This window comes from Serratia sp. 14-2641 (assembly GCF_001692375.1).
Lineage (GTDB): Bacteria > Pseudomonadota > Gammaproteobacteria > Enterobacterales > Enterobacteriaceae > Chania > Chania fonticola_C.
In genome coordinates, this window is record NZ_LXKR01000001.1 from 525,489 (window position 1) to 537,493 (window position 12,005).

Here is a 12,005-nt window from a genome sequence, read left to right on the forward strand (position 1 = left end):
TTTACTCTGTCAGATAGCTTGCAGCGCTCTTTCGGCCAACGCCGAAAAATAGCGTGCGGCATCTTCAATCAAGGCTTCATCAGGGCTAAATGCCGGGTGATGCAGGCCGTATTCACTGGCGCTGCCGATGCTGACAAACGCCCCGGGGATCTGGTGCAGATAGGCGGCAAAATCCTCGCCCCCCATATGCAAGGCGGCGGTCTGGGTTTTATACCCTTCAGCCTGAGCGACTTCGGTTGCAAAGGCTGCCCATTTTTCGTCGTTGATCAGCATGGTCGGTCCGGCAAACCACACCACCTCAATCTCTGCGCCGAAAGCGGCAGCCAACCCGGCTGCAATCTGCCGGATATGCCCTTCAACCTGGCGCTGAACATCGGCAGAGTGCGTGCGTATCGTGCCCTCTAGCTCAACCTTTTCGGGTAACACGTTCCAGGTATTACCGCCTTGAATTCGGGTTACGCTGACAATGGCGGACTCCAGCGTATTAATGTTGCGGCTGGTGATGTTCTGAAACGCCGTCACCAGTTGGCTGGCCAGTACTATCGCATCTACGCCCTCATGAGGGCGGGCCGCATGGGCTCCTTTGCCTTTCACGCCAATCACGAAGCGATCGACGTTGGCATAAAAAGGCCCCCCTCTGGTGGCGAAGGTTCCGACCGGCAGGCCGGGTTCATTATGCATGCCAAAAATGGCGCTCACGCCCTGCAGAACGCCAGCCTGTATCAACATCCTGGCACCAGTGAAGTTTTCTTCCGCAGGTTGAAACAGCAACCGTACCCGGCCAGTAAGCTGCGCTTCACGTGCTTTCAGCAGCAATGCCGCCCCCAGGATCACGCTGCTGTGAACATCATGTCCGCAGGCATGCATAACCCCCTTATTGCGAGAACTGAAAGGGGCTCCTGTCGCTTCCTCAATCGGTAAGGCGTCAATATCCGCACGTAAGGCGATGACGTTCTCGCCTTGGCCGACCTCGGCCACAACACCCGTAGCGAGATCATACGGCAGTAGACGCAGCCCGGCGGATTCGAGCCAGTGGCGCAGCCGCGCGGTGGTGGCGATTTCCTGTCCGGAAAGTTCCGGGTTGCGATGCAGTTCGCGCCGCCAGTCAATGAGTTGCTGTCCAAATGTCATCTTTTACCCTTTAGGCGGATTCATTTTCGGTGGCGTAGTTCGCAATACCTTCTGCGAGCAGGCGTAATGAAGCGATCCGCGCCGCTCCCTCGGCGATCGGTGCATCAATGATGAATTCGTCAATTCCAAACGTTTGCTGCAAGGCGGAAAGCTCTGCACGGACGGTTGTGGCGGTGCCTTTAATCAGCGAGCGGGTACGTTGTTCAATCAGTCGGGCTGGGCTACCCGCCTGGCGTGCAAAGGCCTGGGCCTGAGCTTCGCTGGCCACGGTCACACGCTGACCATTCTCAAGCTCAACCCCCCATATCTCCACCTGAGCCGCCAGCGCGGTTGCCTCAGCTTCGCTCGCGGCCACAATCACCTGCACGGCCACCAGCGTGTCGCGCTGGCTGTGGTTTCGCCAGGTAGTAAGGACTTCCCTCATCAGGGACTTATCGCCATTAAGATGAGCCGCGAAAACGAAATTCCAGCCCAGCTGTGCCGCCAGCAAAGCGCTCTCGTTGCTGGCTCCTAGCAGGAAACGGTCTGCAATATGCGACGGGGTGGGGGTGGCTCGCACGGCTTCATCTCCTTCGTCTGTGGCGGGCAAAGAGAGCCAGTTATCAAGCTGCGCAAGCTGGTCGGCAAACGAGCCTTTCTCTTGCTGATGAAGACCTTGTTGCAGCGCTTGAGTTGCCAATGGCAATCCGCCCGGGGCCTTACCCACGCCAAGATCGATACGGCCAGGTGCCAACGAGGCCAGCAGGTTGAAGTTTTCAGCCACCTTATACGGGCTGTAGTGCTGTAGCATTACGCCGCCTGAACCCACGCGGATATGGCGAGTCTGGCCAAGGATCCAGGCAATCACCAGTTCCGGTGAAGGGCTGGCGAGGTGAGGAGTATTGTGGTGTTCAGCAATCCAGAAACGATGATAACCCCAGGTTTCGGCCTGTTTTGCCAGGTACAGCGTGCGCTGCAAGGCATCAGACGCGGTTTCCGTTGCTGCAACCGGGCTTTTATCCAGCAGGCTGATTCGATAAGACATGTCATACACTCGTTCCAATTAACATGGTTTTATTATTGGAACGCCGGGCAGGCTGGGGGAAACAATTTATTTACATTTGGTTATCTAAATAGTGGAAAAGCATCAACAACAAAGCCCATCATCAGGTGACGCAGTAGTCAACTTTTAACGCCGATTTATTCAACAAAGTCACATGTATCTTGAAAATTATCAGGTATATTATAAATTTGACAATACAAAGGAGTTAACAATGAACAATCCATACAAAGAATGTAAAACGTATGAAACATCTAATTTTATTATACGCCTTATTTCAATAGATGATGCAGAAAGTTTGTTGAAATGCTATTCGGATGTGAACTCTAGACCTCATTTCAATTCGGATATGTGTTCTGGTAACTTCAATTTTAAGACGATAGAAGAAATGAAAAATTCAATAATAGGTTGGCTTGGTTGTTATGATCGTGAGGAGTTTGTAAGATTTTCAATAGTGAATAAAGAAAAAAACCTTGCGGTAGGAACTATAGAAATGTTTGGATCGGTTGGTGCTTATAAGGTTAATACAGGGGTTTTGAGATTAGATATATTGTCATGCTATGAAAATGAAGAATACCTAAATGAAATTTTCCTCTTGTGTGCAGAAAATTTCTTTGAAGAATTTGGTGTTGAAAGAGTAATCACAAAGGCTATTCCGTTAGCTAAAGGAAGGATAGATTCGCTGGTGGGGCTTGGATTTGAAAAATATGAATTTCCAGATAGGGAGAATTACTATGCACTGTCTAAAAAGACAACTATTTTAAACGGCTAGTGTTGAAGTATTTATTTGTGATTATGATGAATTATTACGTTTGAAGTTTAACGGTTATAAAAATGATATATGGTAAAGGTCATTGAGTTATACACATATCCATGGTCAGAAAAACCAGTGAACCTGGGGCCCCAGAATCCGTCGCAGAGGGGGGATCTGGCCCAGGAGCAATAACCTGATTGCTTCTGGGCCATTCGTTATATCCAGCCTCTGGAACGGAAGTCGAGCATGGTTTTTGCAACAAACGCCATTTCCTGAGGTGTCCCTAGCGAAATTCGGCACCAGCTTTGCGCAGGTGGGAATGCCCGACCAATTAGAATCCCTGCATCTTTCATGTGCTGCTGATAGTCTTTCAGTGATACATCCAACTTATGAAATACAAAATTTCCCTCGGAAGGCAGGTAAGGGATTTGCAGCGTATCCAGGGCCTGTAGCAAAATTTGTCGCGAGGTATCATTGCTTTTTTTGCTGTAGCGGATGAAGGCTTGATCATCCATTGAAGCTAAAGCGGCATCTACCCCACAGAAGTTGATCTTTTCTCCTGCAACATAATTTTCAAGACGGGCAATCACTGTCGGGTGTGTTACCACATAACCGACACGCATTCCGGCCATGGCAAAAATCTTCGAAAAGGTTTTCAACAGAATCACATTATCGGCACCCTGTTTTACCAATGGTGAAACTGAACGAAAACGGGAGTCGTTAACAAATTCCGCATAGGCTTCATCAACAATAAATATCGTGTTAGCCGGTTTGCTATTAATCCAGGGTTCGATCAGATCGGCCGGAGTAATCGTTGCAGTCGGATTGTTGGGATTGACCAAATAGACTAGCGATGGGCCTTTATGCTTTTCCACGGCTTGTTTTAATCCATTGATATCAAATTGCCACCCATCAAGCATCGGTACTTTCGTGATTTTCATACCCGCAATGACGGCGAAATGTTCACCGTCGCCGTAAGTCAGCTCCGGGATCACCAACTGTGAGTCCGGTGTGGCATACGCTTCTATCGACGCACGTATACCTTCTGAAGAACCCGCTGTCAGTAAAATGCCAGTTTCTGGTATCTGATACTGATTGGCTAGCTTGTGCCTTAGGGTGATTATTTCTTCTTTGGCATAACGATTGGCTTTGGTGACGGCATCACGCGCGGCAGCCTGTGCCTTGGGTGACATGCCGAGCGCATTTTCGTTAAAGTTAATACGAATGGGTTTATCGGCAGTAGGAACAGCGAAGGAATCACTTGCGGGTAGTTTTTCTGCCAATGTAGGGTGGCTAAGGCCTGCCAATGTGACGGTGCCAGCTAGAGCTCCCGAGAGTTTTAAGAATTGACGACGCTGTGCATTTACCACAGTGTGTGTTGACATAACGTTTTCTCCTTGTCGTAAAATAACTGCAAGGCGATCACGCAGGAATCATGCCAGTTTTCAATTTATTGATTTATCTATATTTATACTATTAGGCACACTATCATGCACCACGGTGAACGCAAGATTGCACCATGATGCATGTCTTCAGACTTCCAGACGGTGCCAGCTTGCCCACGTCATCGGCGATTCGATTCGGGGTGGCATTGCTTCAGAGATAGCAAAAAGCCCGCTTAGTTGCCTAAGCGGGCTTTTCTAAATATGGCTCCTCTGACTGGACTCGAACCAGTGACATACGGATTAACAGTCCGCCGTTCTACCGACTGAACTACAGAGGAATTGTGTGAACGGGGCGCATCATATCCAGCCGTTCAGATCGTGTCAACGCAAAATTGATTCTGGGGGTGCGACAGCTCATCATCTGAGCAAACTCAGTCCCGTTGTGGCTCGCTGTCTGCATACCAACGCTGCAAACGGGCCAGCGGGTTTTGTTTGTAGAAGCGGCAGAAGTGCTCGTACAACGCGGGGAAGCGGTTGGCCAGCAGCTCTGGGGCGCTAAAGAAATACTCGGAAAGCACGGCAAAGCACTCTGCCGGATCGCTGGCGGCGTAGGCATCCATGCTGGCAGCTTCTTCACCCACCATATCGATTTCATCCTGCAGGTTTTCCATCGCGGCGTGTAAATCGTATTCCCAAGCGGCGATATCGCGCAGCGGGATTGGGGGCACGCCGGTAGCGGTGCCGCCATTACGCATATCCAGCTTGTGCACCGCCTCATGGATCACCAGGTTGAAGCCGGAAAGGTCGAAGGAGTCTTGCACGTCTAGCCAGTTGAGCACGATAGGTCCCTGCTCCCAGCTTTGGCCCGCTTGTACCACCGGCCCGGAATGCACCAGACCAATATCATCTTGCCATTCATCTTCCACCACGAAGGGGGTTGGGTAGAGCAGGACTTCGTTAAAACCGTCCAGGCATTCTGCCCCCAGCTCCATCACCGGCAATGCAAACAGCAGAGCAATACGCGCCTGCATCAGGGATGTCAGTTCCAACCCTTGTAAAGGCACGATGCGTTTATTTTGCAAAATCTGGCTGGCAACCGCTACCAAACGCCGCTGCTCTTGCTCATCCAACGGTGAGAGCAGGGGGATGGACAGAGCTTCCTGCCAGTCGGCAAACGTTTCCGCCTGCGCTTGATTTGCTTTCCACGGCCATTTAATCATTGCGTTGCTCTAAGGGTCACTGGAACATTCGGCTGGGGCTGATAGCGTCAACATGCCGCAAAAGGGGGCTCTATAGCAAGCGTTTCACGCAGAGATAACGGGGTGGCGAACGGGACGGCCTTACAAACCGTCTCAAGGCTACCCGCTATGCGGATTAAAACCTTGCTCTGCGCTACTATTCAATCACTTACGCTTAAGTTTGTCTGTGATCAAACGCCCACATAGAAAATCTAAGCGGAAGCAGACCCGTATTTTTAGAATGTGGTTTGGTAAGGTTCGCGCATGTTTGGCCGTTGGGGCGCCGTATGCAGCGCCCCATGGTCAGTCGGTTGGGATTAACGCTCAATATCCAGTTTTGTTAACGCGGCATCCAGCAGACGTTTAGCCTCAGGGATGGATTCCACGATTTGCAGTGTGAGCAAGGCTTCAATGGTGGACTCTGCCCCCGAGTTTTTATTCACCTTGGCGGGGGAATCTATTCCGTCAAATGCGATCCCCGTGGCAGGGAAGTACATTTGCGCTTTTGCCGGGTTCTGCTTAAACAGCCACAGGGATAAATCAACGGCTTGCTGCAGGTAAGCGGTATCACGTGATATTTGCCAGGCCTTGACGTTGGCAAACACCATCGGGCGGATGATATAGGCTATCTGGGCAAACTTTTGTTCCTCGATCACGGTGACTTTTTCACCTTTCTGTTGAACGGTGAACCAGTTTGCCAGCCCTTTTTTGATGAGCGCGGGTTGGAAATGATCCAGTTCGTTAAACGCGGCCTTGATCATATCCCGGTCGCCTAACTTCTCGCCCGCCGTAAGCAGAGCATAAGCCTGGCTGTTACCGTAGCCGTGCCACATATTTTGCCAGCTTAAAAACGCGCCGTTTACCGGTGAGGAGGTATCCTTAACCTGCATCAGCATGATGCCCGCCGCTAATGCGCGCATCATTTTTTCAATTTCTGGCTTGGAGCCCCGCGAGTAGGCATTGCTCAGGCCCATCAACAATACGCCCGTCTGATCGCCTGCGGTCTGCGGCAACCACTCAGCGACCGCGATACCGTCTTTTTCACCGCGTGTCTGCTTGAAGTTAAAGTCTTTATAAATGACATCGGTGGTGGCGAAAATGGTTTCATGCACATTTTTTGCCAGCGTTGCATCCGTCTTTGCCAGGGTTGGGTAAACCTCAGTCAATGCCCATAGGGCACGCCATGTCCACCAGTTGGGCTCTGCTACGCTGGTTTTGTAGGTTCTATTAATGGAATGGTCGGGGTAGATAAAGTTATAGAAATAGCCGTTATCCGCTCGCTGGTGGAGAATGAATTGAACCAGTGATTTAACCTTTTCCAGGTCTGCCGCAGAGCCATTTGATTGATACTGACGCTGATAAAAGACCGCAGCCCGTGCGACATCATCGATTGCCGATACGCCCTCGATGGGATCTTTAACCCAGCGGTAATCCGGGTATTCGCTATAGATATGGATCAGACCCAATTCCGTTTTATTGGCTAGGGTGATCTTTTGGTACAGTGCATCCAGATGCGTTTGGTTAACCAGGGCGGCAGCGGCAGAAAATGTGGTTAATCCGATGATGCAAACCAGGGTATTTAATAATTTCATGTTGTTACCTTATTTTTATTGAGTTATTGCTTTCAACTTAGAAAACATAGTTCACACCCAGTTTGCCGAAATTGGTCTCAGTATTTTTATATGCATTCGGGTCGCGAACGTTGTGATCCCAGAATTTTTTGTCGTGCTCTACCCGGTAAAAGTACTCGGCCACGGCATAAAATCTATCGGTGATCGGGTAGCTGTAGTTAAAGATATATTTCTCGCTTCTTGAGGTTTCCTTGTAGCCATCACGCCCGCCAATGCGGCGTAATTGAGGCTCCATCTTAAGCAGGAAGTTACTTTTACCCATACTCCAGGCAACCCATGGGCGAAATTCCTGTTCCAGCACGTTCGCCGTCTTGTCGCCATCGTGGTTGAAGTCCTGGCCCTCTTTGCGGAACACTTCAAATCCGACGTTCACCCGATCCGCTATGTGATAGTTAAAATTCACTAACGCTTCATAAAACTGGAAACGTCCGCTATCGGCACCGCGGGCATCCTTGTCTTCTACCAGCATTTTAATATCGGTGTTGACGCTGAAGTTGTCCGATACCTGATAACGGTAGTATGGGCGGAAGCCATAACCATCACCGCCAATATTGTTGTTGCTGCCGGTGGTACGGTTCTTCTCATAGCCGGTTTTACCCAGGTAGATCCCTTCCAGCATAAACCAGTGTTTATCTATACTTTTCGCCCATGCCGGGCGAATTTCCATTTCTATCATGCGAAAATCGACTTTATGCTGGCTGTCATTGCGTGAGTCGTTGGTAAAGTGCACCTGCTTGAGTATGAAACCGGTGTTCCAGCCGGTGTCACCAAAGTTGACCCGCCCATCTGCGAAGACTATTTCATGCACCGGACGAGAGTTGGTGCTGCGGCCTTCATTGCGGAAATGCTCTATTTTATACTCTGCCAACCAGTTACCGTGGAAATAAGAACGTTCATCCTTTGGTAGACGAATAATGCCTACGCTATCATCGCTGAGTTCTACTACCGTTTCCACCGTCTCGCCATTTTCTTTAATTATTCTAATCTTGTCGCCGGCGAAAATAGGGCGACTTTCAGCACTTGAGGTCTTACCTTTAATTAGTGTGCTCTCCGCATGAACGGTAGAGCTGAGACCAACCAGCAACAGCAGAGAAAAAATTTTAGAGTATTTCATTATAATCCCTTCTAAACTGGTGGTATTGCCTGGTTTTTGGCAATAGCAATACCATCCAATATTATTAATATTAGTTTTTCCATTAAGCCAGTTAAAAGCGCAATTTCGATTGCTTGCGAATTAAATCCCGATAAAAGGATCCTCAATATCAATCCAGTGCGCTTGTGCGTCGCTGGCACCGACATATAACCGCCAACGATTATCGGCTAATGCGATAAGGCCGCCTGGGAAAATGACATCTACCAAGTCAGGGCGTTTAGCATCGCCTGGTAGCAGATTACCTCTTGCTGCGATTATTTTTATGGGACTGTAGTTTTTAGTGTCCGGATTGAAGATAAAGACGCCCGGGTAGTAGTGCCTCCTTTGTTGTTGATCAAAACAGGCAATATGGGCCAGTAAGCCGATAGTGCCGTCGCTCAGTAAATGCGTTTCGTTGACGCCGCCCCATTCGTCGCTGTTGAACTGTCGATCGAGTAGTTGCGCATTGGCGATAGTGTCTGGCGTGAGTTCCTCCAGGCAGCTTATTTCAACGTATCCGATGGTTCCCCTGCCGCCGATGTTGCCCTGTGGCCGGGTAAATACCCCGATGCGCCCTGGCTGGATCTGGCATAGGCGGATATCTTTCATGCCTGAAGGGCCGCAAGCAAAACGGTTTAATGACAGGATGTCACGCCCGCGATAAAACACGGTGTGCCAGATAAGCTGCCCTGGGTGCTCGGGATGGGGGTTGATCTCGACGCCACCAAATATGAGTTCACCAGCGATAAAGCAGTAAAAGGGATCCTGTAACGGGAACGTGGGTGCATTTTCCACCGGAGCCCATTTTCCTTGCTGCTCTTGGAAGAAAACAATGGTCGAGTGCTCAGAGTCCCTGGCCTCAACCCGTCCGGCGATGACTTGCAGCCCGGCAGAGGTAAAGGGAGCGGTAATGTTGTAAACATCCTTGTCACCTACACCGGTGAATTCGAGCCGGTCAGTGGTGAAGGTGATACCCGACGTTCGCTGGTGATAGTCGGCAATAAGTTGTGCCACGCTGGCCGGAGAATTAGTCTTCATTTCGTATTTTCCCTCATTACACCGACAGGTGTTGCCATAGTTGGGCCAGAGGCATTTCAGCCAGGCACATGCTTTCGTCAGCGGCGCCGTAGTAGACCCGCAGGGTATCATTCTCAATTAACGCACCGCAGGTAAAGACGACGTTATCAAAGAAGCCGTAAAGCTCGTAAGGCGCTTGCGGTTGCAACAAGGGAACCGGCGATTTGGCGAGAATACGGGTAGGATCGTCCAAATCGAGCAGCATGGCACCCAGGGCATAACGTTGATCCACGTCTACCCCATGGTAAATTTGCAGCCAGCCTTTTGTTGTTTTCAGCATGGGTGCGCCGCCACCCAGCTTTAACGCATCCCAAGGATCTTGCGATGTGCCCAGCAGATGTTGGTGCTGTCCCCAGTGCAGCAAATCGTTGGAGCTGGCCAGCCAAATCTCGGGTTTACCAAAGTGTTTAGGCGCCGGGCGATGCAGAGCCATGTACTTGCCGCCCACTTTTTCCGGGAACAGGCAAACGTCACGGTTATCCGGGCAAAAAATCAATCCCAGGCGTTCAACAGTGGTGAAGTCCTTGGTTACCGCCAGCGCCGTGCAGATACCCTTGGAGGAGACGGCGGAATAGTTAATATAAAAAGCCCCCTCGATCTCGGTGATACGGGCATCCTCACAGCCAAAGGTTTCATAGCCGTTGGCCGGGAAGATCAGCGGCTGGGTATCAACGACAAAATCCACGCCATTGCCGCTTCTCGCCACCCGCAGATGAGAGAGTGAAGTCAGATAGACGATCGCCGGATCTGCTTTGTAGGTGATCAGCCGTGGATCGCTAAAATCATAGGCAGGGTCGTTATGCCAAAACTCCCGGGTAGTCACCTGCCAGCCCGCGGGGGTTTCTTGCAGCCAAGGTACCACGGTGGTGCCTTCGTTCTTGGGGATCACGCTTTCCGCAATGCGGACCAACATAATGGTTTCATCGCCAAGCCGGGTGACGCCCGCATTGAAAGCGCATTCAACCTTAAATCCCGGACGACTTGGCGTTATGTCCTGGGGGGTAATTAATGGGTTACCAGAAAATCTAATCATTACTGTCCTCGATAAAAATTACGATATCATTGTGAGTCAATTGGCCGGGCACTGTGCGTGTATCAAATAAAACCTTCCCGTGGGGCGGTACCTGCAATAAATAATTCCCCGCAAAATTGATGGTTACGGTGGCGCGCTGTTGGCGATAACGGCGGCTGAATATCAGGGTGTCTTTGACTTGCCTCAATTGCTCATAGACGCCGTAGTGAAACACGGGATATTGAGCGCGCAGGGCAATGAGTTGTTGATAATCATGCCAAAGGGAATGGCACGCATTTTGCGCAGCCGCCACATTGATCTGGCGATAGTTTTCATTGACCGGCATCCACGGCTGGTGGGTACTAAAACCGGCAAAGGGGGCTGCAGACCATTGCATGGGCGAGCGTGAATTATCACGGCTTTTGGTTAACGCAAACTGAAGTGCTTCCTCCGGGTTGCCACATGCAGCCAGCTTCTGTTGATACTGTGTCCTGCCCTGAATGTCGTAAATGGCACCCGCTTCGGTGGCGACATAGTCCTGCATGCCCAGCTCTTCGCCGTTATAAATAAACGGCACACCATGGGCCATTAATTGCAGGCAAGCCACCGCTCGCGCCCTGGCAATGTTGCCAGCGAACTCGCCGAAGCGGCTGATCATCCTGGGCATATCGTGGCTAGAGAAAAACAGTGTCGGCACATTGCCTGGCAGGTCGTTCATCAGCTTCAACTGCTCAACGATCTGCGGCAAATCGAAGGCGGGCAGGCTGCCTAGGTTAAAATTGAAAACCACATCGCATAAGTCGGCGGACTTATAGCGTGCCAGTTCCTCGAGCTTGTCACTGCCCACCTCTCCGACAATAAAGCAGGGGCTTTTGGCCCGCGCATGCGCGATTAAATCAGCGAGGCATGACTCGATACCGGGCTGATTAATATCGTACAGGTGCTGCTGTTCACCGTTTTCCAGCGTAGGGTTATCTGTTCGCCGGGTGCTGCATGACAGGAAGTTGATCACGTCCAGCCGGAAACCATCCACCCCCAAGGCTTGCCAGAAGTCCAGTACGCCCTTGGCAAGCTCTGCGACTGCCGGGTTCGCCCAGTTCAGGTCGGCCTGCTCAATGGCAAACTTGTGGTAATAGTATTCACCGCCAGTAGCTTCAGGCTCCCATGCCGATCCACCAAAAAACGACTGCCAGTTATTGGGTTGGCGAGTGAAAATAAAATAGTCACGATATTGGCTGTGCGGATTATTCAGCGCGTCTTTAAACCACGGATGCTCGGTAGAGACGTGGTTAAGCACCATATCAATGATCACCCGAATATTACGCCGATGAGCTTCGGCGATTAACCGCTCGAAAACCGCCAGCGTGCCATACTGCGGAGCGATATTAAGATAATCGCTAATGTCATAACCGTTATCCACCAGAGGGGAAGGGTAGAAAGGGGTGATCCATAACCCGCCAATCCCCAGTTCCTGCAGGTAATCCAGCCGATCAATCAGCCCATGAAGATCGCCTATCCCATCTCCGTTGCCGTCCTGGAAACTGGGTAGATAAACCTGATAGAATACGGCTTCACGCCACCACGCTTGATCAGTCATTGCACGAGT

At 50.6% G+C, this 12,005-nt stretch carries 10 protein-coding genes and 1 tRNA gene; 1 reads left to right on the forward strand and 10 read right to left on the reverse strand.

The features are described 5' to 3' along the window. Nucleotides 1–9 precede the first annotated feature (9 nt). Nucleotides 10–1,131 (reverse strand): amidohydrolase, encoded by a 1,122-nt coding sequence (locus A6U95_RS02415; protein WP_065683308.1) that lies wholly within the window; start codon nucleotides 1,129–1,131, stop codon nucleotides 10–12. A 10-nt stretch (nucleotides 1,132–1,141) separates the two neighbouring features. After that, entirely contained in the window at nucleotides 1,142–2,155 is a 1,014-nt protein-coding gene (locus A6U95_RS02420; protein WP_065683309.1) for an LLM class flavin-dependent oxidoreductase, read from the reverse strand. A gap of 229 nt (nucleotides 2,156–2,384) precedes the next feature. Between A6U95_RS02420 and A6U95_RS02425 the strand changes: the two genes are divergently transcribed. Next, nucleotides 2,385–2,942, forward strand: coding sequence for a GNAT family N-acetyltransferase (locus A6U95_RS02425; RefSeq protein WP_065683310.1), 558 nt, complete (start codon nucleotides 2,385–2,387; stop codon nucleotides 2,940–2,942). A 197-nt stretch (nucleotides 2,943–3,139) separates the two neighbouring features. On the opposite strand, the gene A6U95_RS02430 is transcribed toward A6U95_RS02425, so the two are convergent. The 8 genes from A6U95_RS02430 to A6U95_RS02465 all read right to left on the reverse strand — a co-directional run bounded on the left by A6U95_RS02430 (nucleotide 3,140) and on the right by A6U95_RS02465 (nucleotide 11,996). Then, the gene (locus tag A6U95_RS02430) at nucleotides 3,140–4,309 is read right to left on the reverse strand and encodes an aminotransferase class I/II-fold pyridoxal phosphate-dependent enzyme (protein ID WP_065683311.1); all 1,170 of its coding nucleotides are present in this window, start codon (nucleotides 4,307–4,309) and stop codon (nucleotides 3,140–3,142) included. Nucleotides 4,310–4,571: 262 nt separating this feature from the next. Next, nucleotides 4,572–4,647 (reverse strand) — tRNA-Asn (locus tag A6U95_RS02435). Nucleotides 4,648–4,740: 93 nt separating this feature from the next. Beyond that, complete coding sequence (gene mtfA, locus A6U95_RS02440) at nucleotides 4,741–5,529, reverse strand: DgsA anti-repressor MtfA (protein ID WP_065683312.1); 789 nt, start codon at nucleotides 5,527–5,529, stop codon at nucleotides 4,741–4,743. Nucleotides 5,530–5,864: 335 nt separating this feature from the next. Further along, nucleotides 5,865–6,521 carry a sugar phosphotransferase gene (locus tag A6U95_RS31765; RefSeq protein WP_343227114.1) on the reverse strand — a complete coding sequence of 219 codons (657 nt, stop codon included), beginning with the start codon at nucleotides 6,519–6,521 and terminating at the stop codon, nucleotides 5,865–5,867. A 655-nt stretch (nucleotides 6,522–7,176) separates the two neighbouring features. Then, nucleotides 7,177–8,292, reverse strand: a complete 1,116-nt coding sequence (locus tag A6U95_RS02450; RefSeq protein ID WP_065683314.1) for a hypothetical protein — start codon at nucleotides 8,290–8,292, stop codon at nucleotides 7,177–7,179. Nucleotides 8,293–8,412: 120 nt separating this feature from the next. Beyond that, nucleotides 8,413–9,348, reverse strand: coding sequence for a DUF1861 family protein (locus tag A6U95_RS02455; RefSeq protein ID WP_065683315.1), 936 nt, complete (start codon nucleotides 9,346–9,348; stop codon nucleotides 8,413–8,415). Nucleotides 9,349–9,364: 16 nt separating this feature from the next. Then, a complete protein-coding gene (locus A6U95_RS02460; protein ID WP_065683316.1) occupies nucleotides 9,365–10,420 on the reverse strand; it encodes a glycoside hydrolase family 130 protein in 1,056 nt (351 codons plus the stop codon). After that, on the reverse strand, nucleotides 10,413–11,996 hold the full coding sequence (locus A6U95_RS02465; protein WP_065683317.1) for an alpha-glucosidase: 1,584 nt from the start codon (nucleotides 11,994–11,996) through the stop codon (nucleotides 10,413–10,415). Before A6U95_RS02465 ends, A6U95_RS02460 begins: the two co-directional genes overlap by 8 nt. Between the last annotated feature and the right edge of the window lie 9 nt (nucleotides 11,997–12,005).